General features: G+C 42.2%; 22 protein-coding genes and 5 tRNA genes (1 of these 27 only partly in view). 17 read left to right on the forward strand and 10 right to left on the reverse strand.

The annotated features are described in order from the left end of the window. The 8 genes from GSR62_RS01190 to GSR62_RS01225 form a co-directional block, all read left to right on the forward strand. Positions 1–20, forward strand: a tRNA-Thr gene (locus GSR62_RS01190); it begins 56 nt to the left of the window's first position. A 5-nt stretch (positions 21–25) separates the two neighbouring features. Continuing rightward, a tRNA-Gly gene (locus GSR62_RS01195) sits at positions 26–97 on the forward strand. Between the two features lie 17 nt (positions 98–114). Further along, positions 115–200: transfer RNA gene (locus GSR62_RS01200), tRNA-Leu, on the forward strand. A gap of 22 nt (positions 201–222) precedes the next feature. Then, positions 223–296: transfer RNA gene (locus tag GSR62_RS01205), tRNA-Arg, on the forward strand. 8 nt (positions 297–304) lie between these two features. Continuing rightward, a tRNA-Pro gene (locus GSR62_RS01210) sits at positions 305–378 on the forward strand. Positions 379–621: 243 nt separating this feature from the next. Beyond that, positions 622–888, forward strand: a complete 267-nt coding sequence (locus GSR62_RS01215; protein WP_066024120.1) for a hypothetical protein — start codon at positions 622–624, stop codon at positions 886–888. Between the two features lie 18 nt (positions 889–906). Next, on the forward strand, positions 907–1,122 hold the full coding sequence (locus tag GSR62_RS01220) for a hypothetical protein (protein ID WP_066024121.1): 216 nt from the start codon (positions 907–909) through the stop codon (positions 1,120–1,122). Positions 1,123–1,211: 89 nt separating this feature from the next. Continuing rightward, the gene (locus tag GSR62_RS01225; protein WP_066024122.1) at positions 1,212–1,958 is read left to right on the forward strand and encodes a gamma-glutamyl-gamma-aminobutyrate hydrolase family protein; all 747 of its coding nucleotides are present in this window, start codon (positions 1,212–1,214) and stop codon (positions 1,956–1,958) included. Between the two features lie 53 nt (positions 1,959–2,011). Here the strand turns inward: GSR62_RS01225 and adhP are convergent, their stop codons facing one another. Further along, on the reverse strand, positions 2,012–3,028 hold the full coding sequence (gene adhP / locus GSR62_RS01230) for an alcohol dehydrogenase AdhP (protein ID WP_066024123.1): 1,017 nt from the start codon (positions 3,026–3,028) through the stop codon (positions 2,012–2,014). Positions 3,029–3,205: 177 nt separating this feature from the next. Continuing rightward, the gene (locus GSR62_RS01235; protein ID WP_066024124.1) at positions 3,206–4,573 is read right to left on the reverse strand and encodes a glutamate--cysteine ligase; all 1,368 of its coding nucleotides are present in this window, start codon (positions 4,571–4,573) and stop codon (positions 3,206–3,208) included. A gap of 235 nt (positions 4,574–4,808) precedes the next feature. On the opposite strand from GSR62_RS01235, the gene GSR62_RS01240 reads away from it, so the two are divergent. The 3 genes from GSR62_RS01240 (at position 4,809) to trxB (ending at position 6,795) form a co-directional block, all read left to right on the forward strand. Beyond that, entirely contained in the window at positions 4,809–5,444 is a 636-nt protein-coding gene (locus tag GSR62_RS01240) for an ArsR/SmtB family transcription factor (protein ID WP_066024125.1), read from the forward strand. Positions 5,445–5,535: 91 nt separating this feature from the next. Next, positions 5,536–5,850 carry a thioredoxin gene (gene trxA, locus GSR62_RS01245; RefSeq protein ID WP_066024126.1) on the forward strand — a complete coding sequence of 105 codons (315 nt, stop codon included), beginning with the start codon at positions 5,536–5,538 and terminating at the stop codon, positions 5,848–5,850. Positions 5,851–5,868: 18 nt separating this feature from the next. After that, a complete protein-coding gene (gene trxB / locus GSR62_RS01250) occupies positions 5,869–6,795 on the forward strand; it encodes a thioredoxin-disulfide reductase (RefSeq protein ID WP_066024127.1) in 927 nt (308 codons plus the stop codon). A 47-nt stretch (positions 6,796–6,842) separates the two neighbouring features. On the opposite strand, the gene GSR62_RS01255 is transcribed toward trxB, so the two are convergent. Next, on the reverse strand, positions 6,843–7,022 hold the full coding sequence (locus tag GSR62_RS01255; RefSeq protein WP_010689849.1) for a hypothetical protein: 180 nt from the start codon (positions 7,020–7,022) through the stop codon (positions 6,843–6,845). Positions 7,023–7,299: 277 nt separating this feature from the next. Between GSR62_RS01255 and GSR62_RS01260 the strand changes: the two genes are divergently transcribed. Further along, entirely contained in the window at positions 7,300–8,625 is a 1,326-nt protein-coding gene (locus GSR62_RS01260) for a ClC family H(+)/Cl(-) exchange transporter (protein WP_066024128.1), read from the forward strand. A 37-nt stretch (positions 8,626–8,662) separates the two neighbouring features. Here the strand turns inward: GSR62_RS01260 and GSR62_RS01265 are convergent, their stop codons facing one another. From GSR62_RS01265 to menB, 3 genes are read right to left on the reverse strand one after another with little or no spacing between them, the layout of a single operon-like run. Then, positions 8,663–9,838: an MFS transporter gene (locus GSR62_RS01265; RefSeq protein ID WP_066024129.1), complete on the reverse strand. Its 1,176-nt coding sequence runs from the start codon at positions 9,836–9,838 to the stop codon at positions 8,663–8,665. Next, positions 9,831–11,243 carry an o-succinylbenzoate--CoA ligase gene (gene menE, locus GSR62_RS01270; RefSeq protein WP_066024190.1) on the reverse strand — a complete coding sequence of 471 codons (1,413 nt, stop codon included), beginning with the start codon at positions 11,241–11,243 and terminating at the stop codon, positions 9,831–9,833. The genes GSR62_RS01265 and menE overlap by 8 nt, the downstream gene beginning before the upstream one ends. Then, positions 11,243–12,064: a 1,4-dihydroxy-2-naphthoyl-CoA synthase gene (gene menB / locus GSR62_RS01275; protein WP_066024130.1), complete on the reverse strand. Its 822-nt coding sequence runs from the start codon at positions 12,062–12,064 to the stop codon at positions 11,243–11,245. Before menB ends, menE begins: the two co-directional genes overlap by 1 nt. A gap of 36 nt (positions 12,065–12,100) precedes the next feature. Between menB and GSR62_RS01280 the strand changes: the two genes are divergently transcribed. Beyond that, a complete protein-coding gene (locus GSR62_RS01280) occupies positions 12,101–12,466 on the forward strand; it encodes a PaaI family thioesterase (protein WP_066024131.1) in 366 nt (121 codons plus the stop codon). A gap of 219 nt (positions 12,467–12,685) precedes the next feature. Here the strand turns inward: GSR62_RS01280 and treC are convergent, their stop codons facing one another. Both treC and treR read right to left on the reverse strand, forming a co-directional pair. Next, the gene (gene treC, locus GSR62_RS01285) at positions 12,686–14,347 is read right to left on the reverse strand and encodes an alpha,alpha-phosphotrehalase (protein WP_066024132.1); all 1,662 of its coding nucleotides are present in this window, start codon (positions 14,345–14,347) and stop codon (positions 12,686–12,688) included. Between the two features lie 9 nt (positions 14,348–14,356). Further along, the gene (treR, locus tag GSR62_RS01290) at positions 14,357–15,076 is read right to left on the reverse strand and encodes a trehalose operon repressor (RefSeq protein WP_066024133.1); all 720 of its coding nucleotides are present in this window, start codon (positions 15,074–15,076) and stop codon (positions 14,357–14,359) included. Between the two features lie 197 nt (positions 15,077–15,273). On the opposite strand from treR, the gene GSR62_RS01295 reads away from it, so the two are divergent. Further along, on the forward strand, positions 15,274–17,193 hold the full coding sequence (locus GSR62_RS01295; protein ID WP_066024134.1) for a PTS sugar transporter subunit IIABC: 1,920 nt from the start codon (positions 15,274–15,276) through the stop codon (positions 17,191–17,193). 195 nt (positions 17,194–17,388) lie between these two features. Here the strand turns inward: GSR62_RS01295 and GSR62_RS01300 are convergent, their stop codons facing one another. Both GSR62_RS01300 and GSR62_RS01305 read right to left on the reverse strand, forming a co-directional pair. Further along, positions 17,389–19,305 (reverse strand): sugar MFS transporter, encoded by a 1,917-nt coding sequence (locus tag GSR62_RS01300; protein ID WP_066024135.1) that lies wholly within the window; start codon positions 19,303–19,305, stop codon positions 17,389–17,391. Positions 19,306–19,470: 165 nt separating this feature from the next. Further along, a complete protein-coding gene (locus GSR62_RS01305; RefSeq protein WP_066024136.1) occupies positions 19,471–20,475 on the reverse strand; it encodes a LacI family DNA-binding transcriptional regulator in 1,005 nt (334 codons plus the stop codon). Between the two features lie 244 nt (positions 20,476–20,719). Here GSR62_RS01305 and GSR62_RS01310 point away from each other — a divergent pair, with 244 nt between their 5' ends. From GSR62_RS01310 to GSR62_RS01320, 3 genes are all read left to right on the forward strand, one after another. After that, positions 20,720–21,121, forward strand: a complete 402-nt coding sequence (locus GSR62_RS01310; protein ID WP_010689845.1) for a hypothetical protein — start codon at positions 20,720–20,722, stop codon at positions 21,119–21,121. A 348-nt stretch (positions 21,122–21,469) separates the two neighbouring features. Continuing rightward, positions 21,470–25,102 (forward strand): mucin-binding protein, encoded by a 3,633-nt coding sequence (locus GSR62_RS01315; protein WP_066024137.1) that lies wholly within the window; start codon positions 21,470–21,472, stop codon positions 25,100–25,102. Positions 25,103–25,346: 244 nt separating this feature from the next. After that, entirely contained in the window at positions 25,347–26,150 is an 804-nt protein-coding gene (locus GSR62_RS01320) for a mucin-binding protein (protein WP_225362241.1), read from the forward strand. The last annotated feature ends 52 nt before the right edge of the window (positions 26,151–26,202 follow it).

A 26,202-nucleotide genomic window follows, 5' to 3' on the forward strand; every position in this document is an offset into this window, starting at 1 on the left:
GAATCCTCTAGTCGGCACCATTAATGCGGAAGTAGTTCAGTGGTAGAACACCACCTTGCCATGGTGGGGGTCGCGGGTTCGAATCCCGTCTTCCGCTTGTGATCAGTGTATCACGCCGGGGTGGCGGAACTGGCAGACGCACAGGACTTAAAATCCTGCGGTGAGTGATCACCGTACCGGTTCGATTCCGGTCCTCGGCATTAACTGAATATTTTATATTATGCACCCATAGCGCAACTGGATAGAGTGTCTGACTACGAATCAGAAGGTTGCAGGTTCGACTCCTGCTGGGTGCATTTTTTATCGGGAAATAGCTCAGCTTGGTAGAGCACCTGGTTTGGGACCAGGGGGTCGCAGGTTCGAATCCTGTTTTCCCGATCGTGTAAAGGTCATACTTTTAGGGTATGGCTTTTTTTGTATATTCAGATTAAGTAGAGCAAAACAAAAAATTACTATTTTAAATCATTATAATGATATAATAAGTTTGTAGTTAAAATGATCAGAGAAAGGTAAATGTATAGCTGGTCATGGTAGTAGTTAATAAGGTTTATAGTTAAAAAAGGGAAACGATATTCTTTCTGTGCGTAGTTTTGCGGCCTATACATTTATCTAGCGGTAACAATGAAAAAACGACCTGATCAGCCCATTAGACGACCGATCAAGCAACGTTTAAATGAGAGCGGTTACTTAAATGTTTTGGGCGTTATTATAGCAATTATTTTACTTGCATTACTCTTCTTTTTTGAAGGTAATTTTTTACATGATGATCTTGAGCTTAGACAAACTAATGAAACTACGGAGACAAGCCTTAAAGCGCGACCGAGCGAAGAACTTGAACCACAATTTGATGTGCAAGAAAATCTAGATCAAGAGGCGATCAACAACTGATAAGAAAGGATGAGTAGGATGTTTAACTTTAATGAATTGGCACAAGTGGAAGATATTTTACAACGTAGTCCTAGTTTAACGCCTTATGAAGTCCAAATGGCAATGTGTGAGTTACGTGACCAAGGTAGTTGTTATGTTAGAGATCAAGGACAGATCGAGTATGCCTTAGCTTATTTACCATTTGTTAAAGTTGAAAATGGGCCAAACGGTAACCTAAGACTTGATCATTGGTAGAATGATTTAAATTTTTTAAGACTTTTAACTTTACTTAAAATCATAAATGTGATATTTTTCTCATAACGTAATTTTAAGGGGGAAATTTCATGCGACCAAGAATTGCCATACCAGCAGATACTTTGACTGAAGCAACTAATGTGATCAATGAGCGCAATGCTCCGTTTGCACCACGACCAGCGATCGAAGCGATCGTTAAATCAGGGGGAGCCCCGGTCATTTTGCCAAGTGTTGATCCTAAGTTTGTGGATGATTATATCGATCTGTTTGATGGGATCGTTTTTGCGGGGGGCTTTGATGTTGATCCGACCTTTTTTGGGGAAGAGCCTCATTTGAAGTTGGGGATGACTTACCGCAAACGTGATATTTTTGAAATTGCATTACTAAAACGGTCAGTTGAAAAAGGTAAAGCTATTTTAGGGATCTGTCGTGGTATGCAACTGATAAATGTTGGCCTAGGTGGTACGCTTTATCAAGATCTTTCGGAAAATAAAGATATCTATGTTAAACATTCGCAAGATGCACCAGGGAATTTTCCATCTCATCATGCAAATGTGCTCACGGATAGTCGCCTTTATGAACTCGTTGGGAAACGCCCGTATATCAATTCCCGGCATCATCAGGCTTTAAAGGATATCGCACCGTCTTTACGCGTTGTAGCTAAAGCCGATGATGGAGTAGCCGAAGCGATCGAATCACTTGAAAATGACCAGATCTTGGGCTTACAGTGGCATCCTGAAAATACCTACAAGCATTATCAGGACTCCCAAAATATTTTTGCTGATCTGATCAAACGTGCAGCTAAAGTTGCTGAAAAAAATAATAAGAATAACTAAAAAATAGCTCGCTGGGTCGATCCAGCGAGCTATTTTTGTGGAGTAATACAATTTTATTCAGTAAAATCAAGTACCATCCGACCGTTGATCTTGCCAGCTTCCATTTCTTCAAAAATTTCTGGTGCATCTTCGACCGGACGTTTTTGAACGACTGGTACAACTAGGCCTTGGGCTGCAAAGTCAAAGGCTTCAGCTAGATCTTTTCTTGTTCCAACTAATGAACCTACGACTTTGATACCGTCTAAAACGGTTTTAACGATACTTAGTTCCATATATTCAGATGGTAAGCCGACCGCAACGACTGTCCCGCCAGCGCGTAAACTTTCAACGGCTTGATTGAAAGCAACTTTAGAAACGGCGGTTACGACAGCTCCATGGCAACCACCAGTTAATTCTTGGATCTTTTCGGCACCATTAGGAGTATCTTTAGCATTGATAACGATGTCAGCGCCAGATTCTTTGGCTAAAGCTAACTTGTCATCGTTGATATCAACGGCAACGACTTTAGCGTTAAAGACCTTTTTAGCGTATTGAACAGCTAAGTTACCTAAACCACCAGCGCCGTAGATCGCGATCCATTTACCAGGGGCTGCATCGGCTTCTTTGAGTGCTTTATAAGTTGTTACCCCAGCACAAGTAACAGAACTGGCTTGTGCTGGATCGAGTCCATCGGGTACTTTGACGGCATAATCTGCCACAACGACAGCGTATTCACTCATGCCCCCATCAACTGAGTAACCCGCGTTTTGTACATTACGGCAAAGTGTTTCACGACCTGTGGTACAGTATTCACAGTAACCACAGCCTTTGAAGAACCAGGCAATGCTTACGCGATCACCGACCTTGAGCGAAGTTACATCATCCGCAACTTCAGTGACGATCCCGATCCCCTCATGACCTAAGATCCGCCCCGGAACTTTGCCAAAATCCCCATTGGCTACGTGTAAGTCAGTATGACAAACACCACAATACTCCATTTTTACTAAAGCTTCACCTTGTTTGAGTGTTGGAATAGCGCGTTCTGAAATTTCGATCCCAACACCAGAGTCCTTAACTGAAACAGCTTTCATATTTTTGTGTCACTATATTAAATGCGGAATAACATAACGTTTTATGTTATTAGGAAGAAATATAGTTTCTCCTTTCTCGCTTTTTGTTAGCGGTTACAAAATGTATTTGAATAATTGATCCCCCCGCATTTGTCCTTCCAAGGAAATCATATATTATTCTTACAAATAAAGCAAAGATTAACTCCGGCGCAGATCAGGATCCCAGTTACCAGGGAAGAGCGCTTCTTTTAATTCAGCCGCTGTATATTGTCGATCTTCAAAGCCCTCGAACTTAATGATCGATTCTTGGGCTGCTCGTTGATAGCGACGTGCCCGCTGTAAAGCATATTCTTCTAAGGAATCGTCTTTGACATAATTTAAGAGCCGCGCACTTGGTGTCGTCAAAGGATTCTCGACCCGATCTTCTAGATCATCTAAGATCTCTTGATATTCAGGGCCAAGTTGGATCCGGTTAGCATAGTGTTCTAAACTCTTGATCAATGCCCGAGCTTTATTTTGATACTTACAAATACTACGTGGATCTTCGCTGGCGACTTCTTCATTCATGCGATCGGCATTTTCAAGCACCCGATTGACTTCATTTGGTTTTAGCGCAGGTGTCATGATCAAATAGCTAGCCAGTAAGCGAATAAAGCGCAAAGTATCAGTTCTAATACCCACTGAACTGCTGGGATCAAGATCTAGCATCCGCAATTCGATATATTCGGCGCCAGTCTTAGGAAGCTCGCTTAAAACGGGATTACCTTTGAAGCGGACTGAGCCGTGGAATTCGTAATCTTTGATCAAGATCTTGTCTTTGACACCTTGTTGGATCCGATCGACATAGGCTTGCACACTAGTATAGTCTCCAGCAAATTTGGTCCCAAAGCCAAGTGAACTTTGACGAATGCTACGAACTGGATGCTCGAGCTTAAAGTCATTTTCAAAGTAATTTTTTTCAGCAATTGGACTCGCGCCAAAGAGATAAGTGATCAGCCAGCGATAACGCATGAAACCTTGGGCTAAGATCTCATAGAGGTAGTTCTTAACTTCCAGCTCATTTTTAAAACGCTCAGGAAAATTCTCTAAAACTAAGTCGATCAGGTGCTGATCAATACTTAAATTGATGTGCGCCCCACAAGGTGTTCCTTCAGCAAAACGGTGGCGGCGAGCCCACTCTTTGAGATAAGCTTCCTTTTCTGGGCCCCACTGCGCTAGGCGAATATGGCTGGTGTCTTTTGGTAATTTAGGTGGCATTGAAAGTGGCCACAGCAGTTCACCTGGAGCTAGGGATGTCCGCAAAATATTGTTGATCCCATACAGGTAATGCATCGCATCGAGCGCATAAGCAGCTGGTGGTGTCACGATCTCAGACATTGTTTCTAAGAAATCCGTAGTGATCCAAGGATTAGTCGCTTCATCGCCGATCGCTGCTGGATAGGGCTCTTGACTGAGATCGCCCGCATCATCGATCCGGTGCATCTCGATCTCAAGTCCCATTGTGAAATCCGATGTCTTTGCAACTGCTTCATTATCAAAAATCAACTGACCGATCTTACTAAACATAAGCCATTCCCCCAAACGTTATCATTCATATTAGATATTAATTTTAGAAATATTATACTACATTTAGAAAATAATGAAATATAAATCTGGATTATTTTGCAATTTCTTATGCTCGTTCTGAATGGGTGTATTTTACTAAATCCACCGTAAATAGAAAATTTATGGGAGAGAATTGACAAAAAGGAAGCTATTTGTTAATCTATTCAACGAAAAGATTGAATAGGAGTTTGAGCCAATGAAAACGAGCGAAGCACAGGAATATAAGACAAAACTCTATACTGAACTAGCTAAGATCGGTAAGTGTCTCTCGAGCGAGCGACGTTTAGAACTCTTAGAATTACTGACGCAATGTGAAAAGACCGTCGAAAAACTGGCTACAGAGACGCAGATGACGATCGCCAATACATCGCGCCATCTGCAAGTTTTATTTAAAGCCGGGCTAGTCAAGCGCCGAAAACAAGGGAATTTTGTGGTCTACTCGCTTGCTTCGCCTCAGGTAGCAGAGTTAGCAAGTAGTTTAAAACAAGTTGGTGTGGTGCGTTTGGAAAAGACGCAAGCTGATCTGGCTAAAAAGACAGGCAGTTTGACGATCACGTTAAAACAGGCTAAACAACAAGACCATGCCCTATTTTTAGATGTCCGTCCTACCGATGAGTATCAAGCTGGTCACATCGAGGGCGCATTGAATATTCCATTTGAACAGTTAGAGGAACATTTGAGCTTCTTACCACAAGACCGTGAGATCATCGTTTATTGTCGCGGAAAGCTTTGTACGTATGCTGATCTAGCAACAGGGCTTTTGCATGCTAAGGGCTATGAAGCATATAGCTTGAATCACAGCTATTATGATTGGGTCACTGAAAAAAAGTAAGTTAAAATGGTTGCGCTAAACAAAAAAGCATGATATAGTTTAGTTATTCAATTAAGTAGTTGAATAGATTTGTGATCGTGAGGTAATAAAAATGGTTAAAGTATTTACAGATGAAAATTTTGAAACAGAAACAAGCAAAGGTGTTGTCTTGATCGACTTTTGGGCAACTTGGTGTGGTCCATGTCGGATGCAAGCTCCGATCATCGAACAATTAGCTGATGAAATGGGCGACAAGGTAACGATCGGCAAGTTAGATGTTGATGCTAACCCTAAGACAGCTCAAGCATTTGGTATCATGTCGATCCCAACTTTATTGATCAAAAAAGATGGTCAAGTTGTGGACACATTAGTTGGTGTCCATATGAAAGACCAATTGAAACAAGCTTTAGAAAAGCATTTAGCTTAATTAATGGAGGATACGCAGATGGCAGATAAGTATGATGTGATCGTGATCGGTGCAGGACCAGGCGGCATGACCGCAGCGCTTTATGCATCACGCGCAAATTTAAAAGTAGCGATGCTTGATCGTGGTGTTTATGGTGGTAACATGAACAACACGGCTGAGATCGAAAATTACCCGGGTTTTAAAACGATCATGGGTCCTGATCTTTCTGAAGAAATGTATCAAAGTGCAACTAATTTTGGTGCTGAATTTGTCTATGGTAATGTTGAAAAGATCGAAGTGCTCGATGAAAAGACGAAGCTCGTTAAGACAGATAGTGGCGAATTAGAAGCCCCAGTGGTGATCATTGCTACTGGTTCAGAAAGTCGCAAGTTAGGTGTACCAGGCGAAGAACAATATGGTGGTCGCGGTGTATCATACTGCGCTGTCTGCGATGGGGCCTTTTATAAGAACCGTGATGTTGTCGTGATCGGTGGTGGTGATTCGGCGGTCGAAGAAGGGATGTATTTAGCCAACCTTACTTCCAGCGTGAATGTTGTCCACCGACGTGATAGCTTACGGGCTCAAAAGATCTTACAAGAACGTGCTTTCAAAAATGACAAGATCAAGTTTACTTGGGATACTGTAGTTGAAGAGATCCAAGGTGACGAGCAAAAAGTGACTGGGGTCAAAGCTAAAAATGTCAAGACAGGTGAAACGACGACCATTCCAGCTGATGGTGTCTTTATCTACGTTGGCTCGATCCCAATGACAGCTCCATTCCAAGACCTTGGGATCACGGATGACAAAGGTTGGATCGTGACAAATGATAAGATGGAAACAAGCATTCCTGGAATCTATGCGATCGGGGATGTTCGGCAAAAGACATTGCGTCAGATCACGACTGCAGTTGGCGATGGTGGTATCGCTGTTCAAGAAGCTTTCAACTATATCGAAAGTCATAAATAACAATAAAAGGGCTACTGGATGCTACCAGTAGCCCTTTTATTTTTGAATCAATTATACTCAACTGAAAAATTACTATCGTGTGGATCGTCAAAAGCATCATCTTCTAGTCCGATCTCAACGAAATGATGTGTTCCTGTATGCGTGTACGAATAGTGTGCACACCAAAGTAATAATAGGAGTGCAAGTAACGCGATCAAATAGCCCAGATATAGGGCACAATGTTTCATAATTAAAAGATCCCCTTTATCTTACCTAATGCTATTGTAAAATAGCACAACGTAGAAAATTATCGCATATTGCCTTGAGAAGGTCTATAAAGATTATAAAATCAAAAAATATTGTTCTAGTTTTTAATCTTGGAAAGGTATTCATTTGGGACGATATAACAAAGTTAAGTACGCTAGGTCAAGCATTCTAGGAATTTAATGAAAGATTAAACATGTGATAAACTGCGGTAAGAATGTTATGATAGATAAAGTGTTTTATCTGAAGGGATGTGACGATTTGGTAGCTAGAGCAAAGGATGTACTGGAGCGACCATTTTCCATGGACTATTTGAACCTGATCTTTCAAGGAGCGATCGTGGGCTTGATCACAGGTGGGATCGTCAGCTGTTTTCGGTGGCTCATCGACCATACATTGCAATTATTATTTTGGTGGTATCCATATCTCGAGAAGCATTTGAGCTATGTGCTCGTCTATGCACTATTCTTAGTGGCGATCAGCTGGTTATTAGGCAAGATCCTCAAGTATAATCTGACTAACTTGGTCGGATCAGGGGTCCCACAGGTCGAAGCAATCTTACTGGGGCAAAATAGTTATGCACCGTGGCAGATCTTGTGGCGTAAATTCGTGGGTGGCTTGTTAGCAATATGTCCCGGGTTATTTCTTGGACGTGAGGGCCCATGTATCCAAATGGGAGCTTGTGTAGGGCAAGGTTTGGCAAATGATGTTTTTAAAACTTCTAAAAAAGATCAGCAGACATTGTTATTGGCTGGGGTCGCAGCGGGCTTGGCAGCTGCTTTTAGTGCACCATTAGCTGGGGTATTGTTTATGGTCGAGGAGATCACGACGACTTTTAAACCTCGGATCTGGTTGACGGCTTTAGCAGCAGCTTTGAGCGCCGATCTGATGACTTTAGTTTTATTGGGTCAGCAGCCTAGTTTAGCAATGTACATCAAACCATTTGTCGGGGCGCCCAATTATGTCTTTTTGCTCATCTTGGGCATTATTATCGGTATCTTAGCATATGCTTATCAATATGTTTTGTTAGAGCAACGCTATATTTATAGCAAACTAAACTTTTTACCACAACGTTATCACAGCTTGATCCCCTTATTATTGACGATCCCCTTGGGTTTGTGGAATGCTAAGCTCTTAGGTGGGAGTCATGATTTTATCAGTTATGTGACGGATATGAGTTTGACGACGACCGATCTACGTGCAATTTTGAAGTTGCTCGTGCTCTTTTTTATCGTGCGGTTTGTTTTTTCCATGATATCCTATGGTGCTTCGGTCCCAGGTGGTATCTTTATGCCGATCTTAGCTTTAGGTGCTGTGATCGGATGCTTTGCCGGTTTATTGGGGGTAAGTGCTGGGTGGCTCGAGCACAGTCAAGTCTTAGGGCTGATCTTGATCTCAATGGCGGCTTATTTTGGAGCGATCGAAAAAGCCCCATTTACGGCGATCGTCTTATTGACTGAGATGGCGGGCTCATTAGCGTCAGTTTTCCCATTAGTCTTTGTGACGTTTATCGCCTATACAGTCGATACACTTTTAGGTGGGCGTCCGATCTATACTGCTTTGCGGGAAGAAATGCACTTTAAATAAAAAAATGACTTGATGGAGTACATCAAGTCATTTTTTATTATCGATCGCGTTTGATACAAAAGCTGGTGATCACGGCAATGACTGCACTGATCACTAGACCTAAGAAGGCAGCTGAATATGAACCTGTCAGTTGCACGATCCAACCTATCAGTAACGGTCCGACAAAGCCCCCAAGTTGACCACCAAAATTGATGATCCCGATCGCCGAACCGTAGCTATCATCATGGAGAACTTGTGAAGCAAAATCAAAGATTCCGGTGAAAGCTAGTGATTTAGCAAAATAAGTTAGGATCTGAAATGAAACGATCCAAAATAGACTTTGGGATCTGAATAAGCCAAACATGAATAATAAGGTCAAAACACAGGCCGTGATCAACATCAAGACTTCTTTTTTCTTGAAGAGGTGGACCATGAGATAACCACTGATCGCAGCGGCTATCCCACCGGCGATCGTTGGTAGCGGAACGAGCCAAGCTAATTTTTTGAGTTCCAAATGCTGTGAAGTCAAGAAATAGATCGGCATCCAAGTTTCTAGGCCCTTTGTGATCACATTCAACGCTAGCCCTAAGATCACAAATAACCAGACACGTGTATCGAGTTCACGCCAATTTATTTTGTGAGTAGTGGCTTTCTTAGTAGCGGCAGTTGCTCTGCGATCACTCAAGGCATATAAGCCGACCAAGATGATCCCAAAAGCTCCGAGATAATAAAAGGCACTCCGCCAACCGCTAGCAGCGATGACTTGAACGATGATAAAAGGTGCGATCGCAGCCCCCGCATAATTCGAAGACATCAATAAGGCCGTCAGTTGGGCGCGTTTTTTCTTGGGATGATTTTGGGCCACTTGCTTTAAAGCGGCAGCGGGGTACGGACCTTCCGCGACCCCAAATAAAAAGCGAATGATGACTAAAGCGCTAAAAGACCAAGCTAGCCCGGTAAATCCGGTCAAAAGGGACCATAAGATCAAAGTGGAGATAACGACCGCACGTGCGCCAAAACGGTCGGTCAAGTATCCACCCGGGATCTGCATCAATGTATAACCCAGGAAAAAGGCACTCCCAGCAGCCCCTAAAGCTGCCGGGGACATGTTGAAGTCTTTGCCGATCCCAGCTAAAGCTAAGTTAAAGACTGTTCGGTCGGCAAAAAGCAACATATAACCTAAGTAGACCACGCAAAAAGTCCAAACTTTGTTGCGTGTAGTTGTATTATCCATTCAAAAAACTTCCTCTCAGTAAATACCGTTTGACTTTCCCACTAGCTGTTTTAGGAAAATCTTTGACCCAAATAAATTCTTTGGGGATCTTATAATGAGCTAAATATTTTTCGCCGTAAGTACGCAGGGTAGCTTGAGCTAATTTTTGCCCACGGACAAAAGCTATTGGGACCTCACCCCAGGTAGGATCAGGCCGCCCGACGACAATAATCTCGGAGATCTTGGGTAGTTTACGGTAGCATTGTTCGATCTCTTGGGGGAAGATATTTTCGCCACCTGAGACCAACATTTCATCTAAACGTCCATCGATATATAGAAAACCATCCTGATCAAAGTGAGCGACATCACCTGTATGATACCAACCAGCATCAAGCTTTTTAGCGAATAATTCAGGCCGATTCAGATAACCGCTGACCAAGGCCGGACTTTTTAACAGGAGTTCACTAGTTGTAGGATCGAGTTTGACTTGCGTGGTAAAAAGTGGCTTACCGACCGAACCTAATTTATCAAGCGCATATTCACTTGATAAGGCTACGACTTGTGAACAAGTTTCAGTCATCCCATAACATTGAACGACATTGACTTGAGCCTTTTTACTTGCCACTAGAAGCTCTTTAGGTGCACTGCTACCACCTAAAAGGACAAGCCTAAACTTGGGATTATACGGTGTAACGTGCTGTTTTAACAGTTCTTGTAGCATGTATGGGACTGCCGAAATGATCGTAACTGGTTCACTGACTAAGATCGTTTCAACTAGACTGGGGTCAAAGCGTTTGACTAAACGGACCGGCATCCCATAGATCAGCCCGCGCATGAGGATCGAAAAACCACTGATATGAAAGAGTGGTACGGCACAGAGCCACTGATCAGTAGCACTCAAGCCAAGATTCAAAGCGGAAGCGACCGCTGAGTAGAAATGATTGCCAAAACTTTGCATGACACCTTTAGCTTGGCCAGTGGTCCCCGAAGTGTACATGATACTTGCGATCGCATCGAGTTCAACAGTCGCCATGAGCTCCTTGGCCGGTGCTTTACTTGCTTCAAGCTGGGAGTAGGGTAAAAAGAGCTCGGTAAATTCGGAGCGCCACAGCTCATCAGTGACTAAACACAGATCAAGCTCACTATCATCGATCTGTGCCATCAGTTCGGCAGTCGATAAGCGAAAATTGAGCCAGACGATCGTTTTTCCCGAAAATAATAATGCGAGCGCTAAAACATAGGTCGATAGCGAGTTATCCCCCAAAAGGCCGACACGGGTGTTTTGGGTCGTCTGGGCGATCTTCCCCGCCCTTTTAGCAGCGAGTTTGGCTAATTGGGTAAAGGTCAGGCATTGATCTTCGGTGATGACAGCTGGGGCATTTGGCTTTAAACTCGCTTGTTTTAAAAGCCAATTTTGCGTTTGCATCAAGGGAATTTTGGAAACTGATCGAAATCAGGTTTACGCTTTTGATTAAAGGCATCACGACCTTCTTTGCCTTCATCAGTAGTGTAAAAGAGCATCGTAGCATCGCCAGCAAATTGTTGTAAGCCAGCTAGTCCATCCGTATCAGCGTTCATGGCTGCTTTGATAAAGCGAAGGGCAGTTGGAGATTTTTCAAGTAATTCGTGAGCCCAAGCCATAGTTTCAGCTTCGACATCGGCTAGGGGCACGACTTTATTGATCCAATTCATTTGGTAAGCTTCTTGGGCACTATAGAAGTGGTTCAAGAACCAAACTTCTTTAGCGCGTTTATGTCCGATAACGCGGGCAAGATAGCCAGAACCGTAACCGGCATCGAAACTACCGACTTTAGGGCCAGTTTGACCAAATTGAGCATTGTCAGCAGCGATCGTTAAGTCACAGACGAGTTGTAAAACGTTCCCCCCGCCGACAGACCAACCTTTGACCATTGCGATCACAGGTTTTGGTATAATACGAATTAGATGTTGAAGATCTAAAACATTCAAGCGCGCGATCTTGTCTGGTCCAACGTAGCCCCCGTTGCCGCGGATACTTTGATCGCCCCCAGAAGAAAAGGCTTTGTCGCCAGCACCAGTCAAAATGATCACACCGATCGTGCTATCATCCCGGCAGATGCTGAAAGCCTCGATCATTTCTTGAACGGTGACCGGAGTAAAAGCATTCAACTTCTCTGGCCGGTTGATCGTGATCTTAGCAACTTTATCATTGCGCTCAAATAAGATCTCGGAATATTGCTTGATGGTTTCCCATTTGATATTTGACATAAAATAACTCCTTTTTAGCTAAACGAGGTGTAGCCGATGAATTTATTAGAAAACTTAGGGATAAAGACGATAATTTTGCAAAAAGACTACGTGAAACTCGAACTGCCGATCACGGCTAAACTCTTGCAGCCATATGGTCTAGTTCATGGTGGGATCAACGCAGTCCTTGCAGAAACAGCAGCTTCTCTTGGCGCCAATGAAAACTTGGCGTCAGGGCAGGTCGCTGTCGGTGTCAATATTACCACACAACACTTACGCAAAGCCAGAAGCGGCTCCCTGTTCGCCAAGGCTGTTCCAGTGCATATAGGTACAAAATTACAGACATGGGAAGTACGGGTCTATAACGCAAAACAGCTGACGAGCTTGAGCACCGTGACTTTGACAAATATTTCGCAAAATTAAAACTGGTATCAAGATCGTGCAAAATGAAATCTTGATACCAGTTTTTTAATCTAAATTTAAATGTGTTTATGCAGGGGAGCTTCCTACAACGTCTTGTTTCACACTCTATTGAAACGTGTTCAACAAGACAACGACTAGTGAATAACAATAGACCACCACGATGCAAAAAGCGCATCATGGCGGTCTTACCGTTATTCATACGGCGCTGACCGTCTTATTTCACACTCTGAAAGCTAGTGTTTCGTACGGTTTTAGGGTGATCGTGTCTGGTAAGGTCGTTAGGTCGCGGTCGTAATTTGAAAGGAGGACCTTACCCGTTTTGCCAGCTAGATCAGCTAGCTCGACTGTAGTTTCGGTGCCGTAGAAGTTGTTTAAAACGAATAACTCGGCGTCGCTGTCATCTAGAGAACGCTCAAAGGCAAAGACTTGCTTGTCGTCTGCTAGACGTAATTTGAAGTGGCCTTCGGAGATCAAACGCTCTTGTTTGCGAAGGGCGATCAGCTTTTGATAGAAGTTAAAGATCGCGCCATTTGCTAATTCGGCTTCTACGTTGATCTTGTCTTGTCCAGTTGGCATCAACCACGGTTTAACATTGGAGAAACCAGCAAATTCACTGTTATCCCAGTGCATTGGTGTGCGTGAATTATCGCGTGCTTTAGCTAAGACGATCGCGAAGGCTTCTTTTTCACTGTGTCCTTGGGCTAATAAACTTTCGTAAGCATTCAAAGCTTCAACGTCAACATAGTCATCGATCGTGGTATAAGTTGGATCGACCATTCCGAGTTCTTCACCCATGTAGATGTATGGGGTGCCCCGTAAGAGATGGATCGTCGCTGCTAACATTTGGGCAGACTTGACCCGATAGTTCACGGGATCGCCAAACCGGTTGAGGGCAAAGGGTTGGTCGTGATTGTTCCAGAAGAGTGCATTCCAACCGCCGCCTTGATCCATCTGAGTTTGCCAATCAGCTAGATGCTTTTTGAGTGCCATAAAGTCAAAGGGCATCTTGGTCCATTTTTCACCATCTTTGTAATCGACTTTCAAATGGTGGAAGGTAAAGACCATGGAGAGTTCATGTTCTTTAGGATCGGAGTACTTGATCGAAGAAGCAAAATTAGTGGAAGACATTTCACCGACAGTGATGATCGTATCATCTTGCCCAAAGGAATTTTTGTTCAATTCTTTAATGTATTGGTGCACGATCGGTGTATCAGTGTAAAGCATCTTTTCTTGGACCGGATCAGTGGAATCAACGAGGATCTCGTCTTTTCCGATCACGTTTAGGACGTCGAATCTAAAACCTTTGACTCCTTTTTGGCGCCAGTAATTTACGATATCTTGGGCTTCTTTACGCACGTCGGGATTGTGCCAATCAAGGTCAGCTTGGGTCTTATCATAGAGGTGTAGATAGTAAAGCTCGGTATCACCAAACTTAGCCCAAGCAGGACCGCCAAATTTTGATTGCCAGTTAGTTGGTAAAGAACCGTCTGCTTTAGCTGGTCGCAAATAGAAATATTTTTGGTATTTTTCTTCGCCAGCGAGTGCGCGTTTGAACCATTCATGTTCAGTCGAGCAGTGGTTCAAGACCATATCCAACATAACGTCGATCTTGACTTCTTTTAGTTTGGCAACTAGTTCTTCAAAGTCAGCCATCGTACCAAACCGTGGATCGATCTGGCGGTAATCAGCGATATCATAGCCGTTGTCATTTTGGGGTGAGACGTAAAATGGGTTGAACCAGATCATGTCGATATTGAGTTTGGCTAGATAAGGGATCTTGTCGATGATCCCACGCAAGTCACCAAAACCATCATTATTTGAATCGTAAAATGATTTTGGGTAGATTTGGTAGATAACTTTTTCGCCAAGTTTTGTCTTCATAACTTCCTCCTAGTTAGTGCTTAATTTCTTTCGGCGGGCAAAGTCGATAAATTTGAATTTATCGGGACGATGATATGACGTTGTCAGCTGAAATAAAGTTGTGTCGCTTAGGTAAGAGAGGCTTCGCACGATCACAGCTGGTTCGTTTGGCCCAAGTTCTAAACGCTTTGCGATCTCTTGCGGGACTTCTTCAACGGTGATCTCCTTGGTGGCATAGTCGATCTCAAGACCTAAGTTTTTTTCTAAATAAGCGTAGATCGAATTAGCCGCGACCTCTGCTGGTAATTCACTGATCGGTGGATCTAAGAGATAATCTTGATCTAACACGGCGGGTGAACCGTCAATGATCCGCAAGCGCTCGATAAAGATCGCTTTTTGGGCGGTGATCGGTGTCTTACCAAAGTATTCAGGGGCGGTAACTTTTTCTTGCCGTAAGACTTCAGTTTTTGCGTGAAGTCCTAAGGCTTGGTTTAGTTCTTGAAAGCTAGTGATCCCTGAGATCGGAAAGGTGTACTTTTGAATGTCTAGCACTAATGAGCCTTTACCTTTTAATTTTTGGATCAGACCTAATTCTGTCAAATGGTTGAGGGCTTTACGCGTTGTCTCACGTGAAGCGCCGTAGAGCTCACTTAATTGTTTTTCGCTAGGCAAAAAATCGCCGGGGCAAAATTGTTGGTGCTTGATCTTTTCGGCGAGATCGTTAGCGATCATTTCATGTTTTAAAGCCATAACTTCACATCCTTAACGTCATTTTCTATTTCATTGTAGCATAGTTGTCCGTACATGTGCAAAACAAAAAAATACTTATATTGACGGAATTGTAAATGATTACAAAAAAAATGTTGACAACATGTATAGACACCATGTATAGTTATTGGTGAAGTTAAGCGAAAGCGTTTTTAGTTTTACGTATGGAGGGAAATAAAATGGCTAAGAACAAGGTAGTCTTAGGTGCACCTGCTGCAGGGGCAGCCATTGCACTAGATAAAGTTCAAGATGAAGTCTTTTCAACTGGGATGATGGGCCAAGGATTTGGGCTTGAGCCAACAGGTGAAAAGATCGTTGCGCCAGTCGCTGGGGAGATCACGATGATCGCAGAATCTAAACATGCGATCGGTATTTTAACTAAAGAAGGTTTGGAAGTCTTGATCCACATGGGGATCGATACCGTTGGCTTACACGGTGAACCATTTGAATTAAAGATCAAGACTGGAGACAAAGTCCAAGCGGGACAAGAGATCGCCAACATGGCATTGGAAAATATCCGTTTAGCTGGTCTTCAAACCACGATCATGGTGATCATCACGAACTCAGCTGATAAGTTAGAAGGTTTGGATGTTGAAGAATTAGAAGCAACAGCTGGTCAAACGGTCGCAACAGCTTATGTTAAAGAAGCTAAACAAAAAGCTGGCAAACGTGACTATGATGCGTTAGCGGATATCATCATCGAAAATGTTGGTGGCAAAGAAAATATCAATAATTTGATCCATTGTATTACTCGTTTACGTTTTTATTTGAAAGATGAAAAGCTTGCCAACGATGATGTTTTACGTGAGACAGATGGTGTGATCGACGTGATGCACGCTTCGGGTCAATACCAAGTCGTGATCGGAAATGAAGTAACGAACGTCTTTGATGCAGTGATGAAGAAATTACCAGGCTTAGGTGAAGGCGAAGCTGTTGAAACGACCACACAAGATGACGGTAAAAATCCAGTGAGCCGTGCTTTTAGCAATTTGATCGGGGTCATCACAGGTTCGATGAGTCCAGTAGTCGGTGTGATCGCTGCAGCTGGTATCATCAAAGGACTATTAGCTTTATTGACCTTGCCACAATTAGGTGGTTTGTTGAACGTTAAGGATACGGCTTATATCACAGTCAGTGCGATCGCCGATTCGGCCTTTTACTTCTTGCCAGTTTTAGTTGGTTTTGCCGCAGCTAAACGGTTAGGCGGTGATCCGATCGTGACAGCTGTGATCGGGGGCGTCTTGACCTATCCACAATTAGTTGACTGGGGCCGTGAGTTTAAGGATATGTTTACGATCGGTGGTTTCCACTTCCAATTCTTAAACTACACATACTCGATCTTCCCAATGATCTTAGCTGCTTGGATGGCTAAGAAGTTAGGGGATTGGTTGAAGAAGACTTTACCGAACTATCTTCAAATGATCTTTAATCCATTGATCACTGTGTTAGTTGTTTCTGTGATCACCCTAGTTGTTACTGGTCCGATCATTCAAGGTGCAGCTAACGGGATCGCTGATTTCATCAACTGGTTAGTGCATGCTTCTGGCTGGGCTGGTGGTTTGATCATTGGTGGTTTCTATCAATTGTTAGTTATCTTTGGGCTACACTGGGGCGTTGTTCCATTGGTGGCACAACAGATCTCGGCTAGTGGCGAAAGTTCATTGAATGCGATCATCTCAGTTACCATGGTCGCTCAAGGTGCAGCCGTATTAGCTGTAGCGATCAAGTCACGTAAAAATGACATGAAATCATTAGGGATCGCAGCTGCTATCTCTGCTTTCTGCGGGGTAACAGAACCAGCGATCTACGGGATCAACTTACGCTACCGTAAAGTCTTTATCTCAGGTTTGATCGGTTCCGCTGTGGGTGGTTTCATCACAGGTCTGATGCACGGTTCGATGTTTGGGTTTACTGGTTCATTGATCGGTTTCCCATCATTCTTCAACCCAGCACATCCAACTGAGTTAAACAGTTTCTATGCCTTCTTATTCTCAAGTGTAGCCGCTTTGATCATCAGTTTCTTAGTGACCTGGTTCTGGGGCTACAACGATGAAATGGAAATGGGCAAAAAAGTAGAAAAGAAAAAGACTCCAAAATAAATCAGTGCGGACAAAATCGATCAGTGCCGTACGGATAGTCTAGAATAGCCAATGATGCGTTCTTTGCATCGTTGGCTATTCGTAACTATACGCTAGGCACTGATTTTGGGAGCACGACAATAGATCAGTGCGGACAAAATAGGCGGTCAGGACACGGGGTGTGTGTCCTGACCGCCTATTTAAGTGGTTGAAAGATCAACCTTGTTTTATGGTGACCCGAGCAAGGAGTTGTCCGTGGGTCACTTCGCGTTCGACATCGAGTTTCAAATTGGTGATGCGTTTAGGCTGTGTGAAAAAGACGATCACATTATCGCTAAGACCAGCATCTTTGATCACAGCTGGATCAAATTCCAACAATAGATCGCCGGCCTTTACAGTTTGACCATCGGTATAATGTGTCACAAAACCTTCACCGCGTAATTTGACCGTATCGATCCCCACATGGATGACCGCTTCTAGTCCATTATCAGCAACTAATCCTAAGGCGTGTTTAGTGGAGAATGTAAAGCGGACTGTGCCATCAAATGGAGCATAGACTTTGGTATCAAGTGGATCGATCACAAAACCAGTTGCATCAAAATCTGGTGCAGCTGTGCTTGGTAAAGCATTGGCAAAACCAGTGACTGGAGCTAAGACATTAGTTGTATCACTGACAGTTAATGGAGCTGGTTTAGCTTCAAGTCCAAAAGTCTCATCGCCAGCGGCTAATTTATCCTTGAGCTCCTCAACGATCGCAGCGTGTTTTTTCTCAGTCAAGTTGACCTTGGTCAAAAAGATCAACAAAGCTAAGATCGCTAAAGCAAGTGGGATGTAAAAGGCCATACTTTCAAAAGTCCGGATATTTTTAGCGGTCATATCCGCAGCAGTGGCTGAACCCGTCATACCAGCGGCGATCGCGATATAACCGACGATCCCGTTTGAAAAGGCGCCCGTTAATTTATCGATCATCGGACGAACGGCTAAGACGACCGCTTCATTACGTTCGCCAGTCTTTAATTGCCCATATTCGATCGCATCAGTCAAGGTAAGAACTGTTACGAGTTGAGCAAAGGTAATGTTGAATAAGACGAGCCCGATGACTAAAAGGACCATATTTTCACGGGCAAAGATGAAGATCAAGTATGAAGTGATCATACAACATTGTCCAAAGGAAAAGAGCCACTTTCTCGGGATGAACTTATTCAAGACGGGATACAAAGGTGATGTCAAAAATCCGACCAAGATCGCAATAAAGCCTGCTAAACTAAAGGTCTCTGGCTTACCCAAGACGAATTTGAAGAAGTAATATAAGACACCGTTTGTGACCACGTTAGCAAAGGAGAACATAAAGTATGCCAAACTAGCCCAAAGGATCTGATCATTCTTAGCTAGACCAACAAAGACATCTTTGATCGTCGTTTTTTGCTTAGCAGCACTACGGATCAGATTATCTTTTTCTTCAGTCCCCCAAGCCACGATGAAGGCACAGAAAACAGCTAAAAGCGAGATGATGATCGCAAATGCTAGCCAACCTTGAGCACCTTGAGTGTGTTTTCCGGTGGCAACATAAGTGAAATAGGTCACCACGGGTACGACGATGACGGTCAGACCATTCCAACCGATCGAACCTGTCAAAGTTCCTAGGGCAGTGTAGACGCCCCGTTCTTTACTGTCTTCACTCAAGGCTGGTACCATGCCCCAATAAGAGACATCGGAAAATGAATAAAAGACATCTAAAGTGATAAACAAGATCACAAATAATACGGCAAAGGCGATCCAATTGACATTGGCTAGGTTAAAGATACCAGTAAAAAGTATTACTAAGATCACGGCACTGACGAGATTACCAGCAATGATCCATGGTTTAAATTTGCCCCATCTAGTCTGAGTATTATCCACAATGTTTCCCAACAGTGGATCGATCAAGATCTCAATGATCCGGATCACTACGATCAGACCAGTGATCAAAGCGATCAACTTATTGGCGATCGCGGGTGCTAGTTCACTGAACAACCCCGCCGTAACAAAGACGATGAACCAATTGCTCAGTAAGCCGTAAAAAGCTGCATGCCCCAAGTTGCCCATTGCAAATGAGAACTTGGAGACGAATGATTTTGATGCATGTTTTTCCATTGGTGTTCCCCCTAAAAGCTAAGCAAATAGCTAAAACTAGCTGTAATCGTTTACAGGGATTATCATACAACTTTTTACTTAATAAGTAAACTAAATTACTAAAATAATTACGTAAAAACAGTAAAATAAAAAACTCATCCTTGATAGAATGCGTTTTTTAAGGGTTTATAAGGTAAAACTTTTACGGATCACTAATTCAGTATTGACGAAAGCATGGATCTTAGCACGGTCAGGACGCTCTAAGGCATCACATAATAAATTGATCGCAGTCTGACAGAGTTCTTTTTGGTCGATGCTGTAAGTCGTCAATGGTGGTGAAACGTATTGTGAGACTTCGATGTTATTGATACTGATGATCGCAGTATCATGGGGCAAGCGGATCCCCGCTTCATTGAAAGCTTGTAAGACGCCGATCGCTAAAGCATCGGAAGCGACGATAAAGGCATCCGGGAGATCAGAGCCTAAGGTAGTAATGATTTTTTTACCGAGTTCATAACCATTTGAGGTCGTAAATGAGCCCCCGACGAAATAATCTTTTTCATTAAAGATATTTAAGCGTTTAGCCCAGTTTTCAAAGGCAAAAGCCCGGGGATCTTGGCGATAGTTGTGTTGTCCCATGATCGAACCGATACCCCCGATAAAACCGATCCGCTTTTTGCCAGCACGTTGCAAGAGATCAAGGGCATCTAAGATCGTTTGGGAGAGGTCGGGTTGGACGGAATCGAATTTATCCGGATAAGGATTGATATCTAAGAAGATCCCGATCGGTGTGACTTCATGGAGTTTAGCTAGCTTTTCTGGGGAAAGTTCATCTGCGCCGATCCCGATAAAACCTTCGTAATTTTTGCCCTTAGCGATCAACTGATCAAGATCATGGAAGATATCGATCTCTAAGTTAGCATTTTTACTTTGTTCGAGGATAAGTTCTTTTAGAGTGTTGAAATAAACATCTTGCAGCTCTTCTTCAGCGGTGAAACTGGTCAAAAGTGCGATCTTACGTGAGATAAGAAATTTATTTTGGCGTTTACCATAGCCGAGCTTGTTTGCCACTGTGAGGATCTTATTTTTAGTGGCAGGGGAAACGGATAAGGTCGGATCTTCATTTAAGAGGCGTGAGACGGTAGCTTGTGAAAAGCCGGATTCTTCTGCGATTTGTTTGATCGTTACCATAATATTACCTGCCTTTACTGCATATTTATAGTTACATTTTACCCTATAGACGTAATTTTTGCTAATTGTGGTATAAGTTGGATAAAAAATAACTTAATGTTTTCATAATAATGGTTATGTTTGAGTTAAGTCAAAGCTGAATGTAAGTGTTTTAATTGACCCCAAAATGCCTAAAAAGATAAAATTAAATCACTAAAAAGTTTTAGATAATTATTTTATTTTTGGATTTATGGAGGGTGAAAAGATGAATAAGATCGCATTGATGGAAGACGATAAGACAGTTAAATTGAGTATCCCACGTGGCTACTACGTATTTGCTGAGATGTCAACGATGTCAGACTTTAACGTTAAGATGATGTTACGCGATGCTCAAAGTCAAAAAGTGTCATTTGAAGGTGAACGTCAAAGTAAAGATGCTTTACCACCGATCCGTGGTTTTTACCAATGTGATTATGACGAGACTGAATTACACATTCATATTGAAGAAGGGATCGATCTAGATCTACGCGTTGACAGCACAGATCTATATGATCAAAACGAAGAATTAGCTGTACGAACAGTTACTGCAGTTGGGCGTGATCTAGCTGATGATAAATACAATGATTTTATGTTACATTTGACGATCATGCGTTGCAACGACCTTTAAAAAAATTGATTGACTATAGTTTCATTTTCAAGTGGAACTATAGTCAATTTTTTTTGGAAGATATTAGTTTTTTGTTAAATTAAAATGCTATTTGCGTAAGATTAGCATGGCTTATTTAGGTATATAGGTATAAAAAGGTTATTTATACAGTTGACTATATTTTACGAAATTTTATTTTAAAAAATAAAATTAAAATAATCTATATATTTATATCGAAAAATTATCGAAAATAAATCTCTTTAGTTGTACTATATTAAATGTTTATAGATGAATAGTAGAGGAGTATAGCTATTATATACGCCCCCTATTTTTGTACTTTTGAATAACTGAGGAGGTCTATTTTTAGTTTTGTTATCACATAATAATAACAAATTATTAATACATAAATTAGAACCAAAGAAACAACGCTTTGCGATCAGAAAGATCAGTGTTGGGGTCGCTTCTGTCTTGATCGGTTTTACTTTTGCTGGTTTTAGCGGAGTATCAGCCGATGAAGCGACAACGACGACCAAAGATCATTTAAAGACCGAGGCGACAGCAGAGAGTGCAAGTGTACCAACTAAAGAAGTTGAGACCACACCGGTAGCCAACGATAAATCTCAAGCTGCTGAAGATACTAAAGAACAAGCTCCAGTGCAAGTGGTGACTGCTGAAGAGACTAGTGAATCTACAATTAGCACTGAAAAACAAACGGTTGCACCAGCTGATGAAAATGAAGCAAGTGAAACGCAAACATTTAACGTTGAAAAACAAGCCGGACCCCAAGAAAATGTTGATCTAACGGATAGTAAAGTTGCTTATGCAGCAGCCCCAGATCAAGCCCAACAAGAAGAGGGCTTTAGCGTTACTGATCCTGACTATTCTAAATATACATATGGAAAGACAAACCTTCAAACGTTGGTCGATGGTTTAGGGATCGACTACAAAAATAGTGAATATGTTTTTCAATGGATCGCTTCAACTGATAGGAAACATGGGATCGTCTTCACCGTTGCTCGTGGTAAAGATGCTGACGGCAATGTTATTTTAACGGGTAATGGGAGCTTTAATGCGTATGAATATAGTTTTTTAGATAAGGATCATATTGATAAAGCCAAAACAGTAGTTCAAAAAGGTCAGCGGACTTTAAATTTTGGTCAGGTTATCAATGATGAATATCGTAATGAAACTGCGGTCGAGCATTTTTACGCTAATACCTATCGATTTGACTGGAGTTATTACACAGAACACTTTTTACCAGTATTTGTTGGTGGTCATAGTGGGATCGAAAGTAACACAGGGGATGGTTATACAACATTAAGTATCTATACCCCACAAGTTATTGAGCAAAAAGCCAAGATCAACAACGGCAAGGTCTATAAGACACAAACTGGTTTAACAGGGCAACACTACACAACTGGTGTTCCTAAGAGTGCTAAGGTAGAAGAAGGTAAATTCCTATATGCTGAAAATAGCGAAGGAACGATGTCTGAATTCCATACGGGCGTTGTTTTAGTCAATAATTACCATGATGGCGTGAAAGTTAGATATACCGAATTAGATGACCAAGGAACTATGCAATATGAATTCTTCGATGGTCGTGGTAAAGCCAAAGGATTATGGAATTTAGATGAACGAGAATGGCAATATGGTGGTACTTTGCAAGTAGGGCAGAGTTTAACATATACTACTGGTCAAGGCGGAGCAACATATTATATCTCCAATCCATACGTCCAACAAACCACCGATATCACATATGAATATCGGACGTTAGGTAGTGTTGAGCTTTATGATGAAAATGGCAATTATTTAGGCAAAAAACAATATGTCAATGATGCAAATGATGCTGCTAAGGCAAGTTTGCCAACGGTTCCCCAAAAGATTCCCCAAGGTAACATTGAATACACTTTAGTAACAAAAGAAGATCTTCCGAGTGATCTAAGCAGATCGATCAAGTATATCTATCGTGGTATTGAAACAAAGGTAACACATGATACTTATACCCTAACGACTAAATTTGTTGACGAAGATGGCAATGAACTTAAAGATTCAGAAACACAAACGATCACTTGGACAACGATGACTAAGCGAGATATCTATACAAACGAAATTACTGCGCAGACATCTGTTCCAAGTACAGCGAGCTATATGGCAGTAAATAGCCCAGTGATCGCTGGCTATTATGCAATAACGCCAGGCTTGGACAGCCAAAGAGCTGAACAAAAAGATGCTACACAAGAGATCGTTTACCATAAGCTAGGTAATATCATTGCTAAAGACGGCCAAGGTAATGTTTTAACGACGGTTCACTATGAAAATGATGCTAACGATGTAACTAAGATCAAAAAGATCGTAGCACCAACGATCGAAGGTTATCACGTAAAAGGTGAAGTTGTTCAACCAAGTGATCCAGGTCAAGATACAGTGCTCAACTATGGTAAAGATACTCAAGTTGCGCAGATCAAGTATTGGGATGAGACCGCTCAAAAGTATATCACTGATGATCAAGGTAACGATTTGGAAACGATCGAAACTGGGGCTCATAATACTAAGATCTCACATGAAAAAGTAGCCGGACAGATCCACGCTTTGAAAGCTAAGGGCTATGAATATGTTTTTGCTGATCAGGAATTTTCAACAGTCGATTTTGATGATGATGATTCAAAAACACAGACATTTACTGTCAAATTAATGCATGGTACGAAAGCAGAAATCGAATCTAAGCAGATCACACGCGAGATCCATATCCACCATCCTAACCAAGAAAAGAAAGCTATACCGCAAACGGCTACTTTGACGCGTAATGTTACACGTGACAGAGTAACTGGTGAGGTTATGCCAACTGGTGAGTGGAAGCTTGATAATTTTGATGAAGTAGAAGTGCCACAGCACAAGGGATATAAGATCGACGAAACACCAGCTGAGGTCCAAAATGGTAAGGTCGTTGGTAAAACAGTCACACCTGATGAAGAAGATGGCAAAAAGATCGAAGTTAAGTATATACCACTAGAACAACATGCTTTAGTAGAATATGTGGATGAAAGCACTGGAAAACGCTTAGATAAAGAAGATATCCAAGGTGTGACTGATGCAGCGATCGAACATACAAATGATGAAAAGATCGCAGCATATCAGGCTCAAGGTTATGAACTAGTCTCAGATGAGTTGGCAGACGCAAACGATCCTCATTTCAATGCTGAAGATGAAGCGCAAGTCTACACAGTTCATTTGAAACACGGATCTAAAGTGGTCAAAGCCGATCCAAGTAATGCGGATAGCCAAAAAGAAGTAAAACGGACGATCATTGTGAATGCACCAGATGGAACTAAGACAACTAAGGTCCAAACCGTTTTCTTCACTCGTGACGGTTCTAAAGATCTTGTAACTGGTAATATTTCTTACCCAGATTGGAATGAAATTGCAACAAAAGCCTTTTCACAAGATGACGTGCCACAATATTTAGGTTATACTTCAATGGTAGCTGGAAGAAAACAAACGACAATTGCTGCTAGAAATGTTCGTCCAACTGATGCCGACCAAGTGATCGAAGTCAGCTATGTTGCACGACCAAGCCAGCAAGTTATTACCTATCAAGATGAAAATGGTAACCAGATCGGGCCCCAAGTGATCACTGGTCATACGGATGAAACGGTGAAATTAGTCCCAGTTCTCCCTGATGGTTGGGAATTGCGCGATCCGGATAGCCTACCTGAAAATGTGACATTTGCACCAGAAGAAAACCCAGTATTGGTCAGCACAGTTAAGCGGACTGCCACAGAAGACAGTGCTAAAACTGAAAAGACCGGTGAAAATACTGAGTTAGCTGAGCAAGAAATTGTAAATGATACGACTGATGTCACAACTAATGAAAAGAATGAAGCAACACTTCCACAGATGGGTGAAAGTGATAGTGAAGCCTTAGCATTTAGCTTATTAGGTCTAGTAACAGCAGCCTTTTCCTTGTTTTATTTTGGCAAAGAGAGAAGAAAGACTGATAACTAAAAAGAAATGATCGATGGATAGAAGTATTTTTAGTTAGCCATCGGAGGGACCACCTTAGATGATCTAGTCATTTATGGTGGTCTCTCTTAGTTTTAGGGGTTGAATTAGAATTTTTAGAAATTTTTCTGACGGTATTGCCGTCAAATACCAAAAAGTAGCGGCCACTGCGCAAACAACATTTGAATTTGTTGATCCGCGTGATCTAAAAACACCAGTTGCGATGTATTCGTACAAGACAAAAAAATTGGTAACAAGTGGAGTATTGGTCGCGGATGAAGTTCAAGAATTTGAACAGGTCAAGGTGCTAGTCGGGCATATGTATCATCGAACAAAGCGTAGATTTAAGGTGATCGATCCGTATCGCAATGGACCTTTGGCAAAAGAAACTCTTGAATTACGCGATGATCGGGGCAATGTGTTGGGAGAAATGCCTTGTCAAAGGATCCCACATGGTCATGTGATCGTGATCCCAACGATCTTTTCGAAAAACGATGAGTATTATACTTTAAAAGAGATCACCACCTTATTAAGAGCTGATCAAAAAGCAACGATCGCTAAATATGAACTAGCCAAAGTTACCGAGTCGTTGGATGAGACAACATTGACGACGCGCTTTGTGACGAAAGCTGGCCAGCAACTTTGCCGGTCAGCTAAACAGACGATCATCTGGAAGACGCTTAAGTACCGAGATGCTAAAACGGGTCGTTCCTGGAGTGGTTCAAGCATCCCAGAAGAATCCAACTATGTAGCGGTCAAAAGTCCTTTGATCATGGGCTATGTGGCGCAAACAGCGGGCTTAGGTCCAGCTAGTTTGAAAGCTAAAGAACAACAGATCGTCTATCAAAAATTAGGTAAGATCATTGCGATCGATAATGGTGGCAACATTTTAGGTACGAAAAAGTATTGCAATGATCGAACAGATCCTACGCGAGCAGCTGAGACCTTTTTACCCTATATCAAGGGTTATCATCGTGCGATCAAAGCTGAAGCGATCTTACCGAGTGATCCGAGTTGTGATATTTTTATTAAATATCTAGCCGATCGCTAAAGTAGACCCAATAAAGAGAGCCTCACCATGAGATTATCGTGGTGAGGCTCTT

The organism is Ligilactobacillus animalis (assembly GCF_009933595.1).
GTDB lineage: Bacteria > Bacillota > Bacilli > Lactobacillales > Lactobacillaceae > Ligilactobacillus > Ligilactobacillus animalis.

Bases quoted from the DNA above. Each gene is read 5' to 3' on its own strand.
- GSR62_RS01215 (WP_066024120.1), top strand. From the start codon at position 622: ATGAAAAAACGACCTGATCAGCCCATTAGACGACCGATCAAGCAACGT.
- GSR62_RS01220 (WP_066024121.1), top strand. From the start codon at position 907: ATGTTTAACTTTAATGAATTGGCACAAGTGGAAGATATTTTACAACGT.
- GSR62_RS01225 (WP_066024122.1), top strand. From the start codon at position 1,212: ATGCGACCAAGAATTGCCATACCAGCAGATACTTTGACTGAAGCAACT.
- adhP (WP_066024123.1), bottom strand. From the start codon at position 3,028: ATGAAAGCTGTTTCAGTTAAGGACTCTGGTGTTGGGATCGAAATTTCA.
- GSR62_RS01235 (WP_066024124.1), bottom strand. From the start codon at position 4,573: ATGTTTAGTAAGATCGGTCAGTTGATTTTTGATAATGAAGCAGTTGCA.
- GSR62_RS01240 (WP_066024125.1), top strand. From the start codon at position 4,809: ATGAAAACGAGCGAAGCACAGGAATATAAGACAAAACTCTATACTGAA.
- trxA (WP_066024126.1), top strand. From the start codon at position 5,536: ATGGTTAAAGTATTTACAGATGAAAATTTTGAAACAGAAACAAGCAAA.
- trxB (WP_066024127.1), top strand. From the start codon at position 5,869: ATGGCAGATAAGTATGATGTGATCGTGATCGGTGCAGGACCAGGCGGC.
- GSR62_RS01255 (WP_010689849.1), bottom strand. From the start codon at position 7,022: ATGAAACATTGTGCCCTATATCTGGGCTATTTGATCGCGTTACTTGCA.
- GSR62_RS01265 (WP_066024129.1), bottom strand. From the start codon at position 9,838: ATGGATAATACAACTACACGCAACAAAGTTTGGACTTTTTGCGTGGTC.
- menE (WP_066024190.1), bottom strand. From the start codon at position 11,243: ATGCAAACGCAAAATTGGCTTTTAAAACAAGCGAGTTTAAAGCCAAAT.
- menB (WP_066024130.1), bottom strand. From the start codon at position 12,064: ATGTCAAATATCAAATGGGAAACCATCAAGCAATATTCCGAGATCTTA.
- GSR62_RS01280 (WP_066024131.1), top strand. From the start codon at position 12,101: ATGAATTTATTAGAAAACTTAGGGATAAAGACGATAATTTTGCAAAAA.
- treC (WP_066024132.1), bottom strand. From the start codon at position 14,347: ATGAAGACAAAACTTGGCGAAAAAGTTATCTACCAAATCTACCCAAAA.
- treR (WP_066024133.1), bottom strand. From the start codon at position 15,076: ATGGCTTTAAAACATGAAATGATCGCTAACGATCTCGCCGAAAAGATC.
- GSR62_RS01295 (WP_066024134.1), top strand. From the start codon at position 15,274: ATGGCTAAGAACAAGGTAGTCTTAGGTGCACCTGCTGCAGGGGCAGCC.
- GSR62_RS01300 (WP_066024135.1), bottom strand. From the start codon at position 19,305: ATGGAAAAACATGCATCAAAATCATTCGTCTCCAAGTTCTCATTTGCA.
- GSR62_RS01305 (WP_066024136.1), bottom strand. From the start codon at position 20,475: ATGGTAACGATCAAACAAATCGCAGAAGAATCCGGCTTTTCACAAGCT.
- GSR62_RS01310 (WP_010689845.1), top strand. From the start codon at position 20,720: ATGAATAAGATCGCATTGATGGAAGACGATAAGACAGTTAAATTGAGT.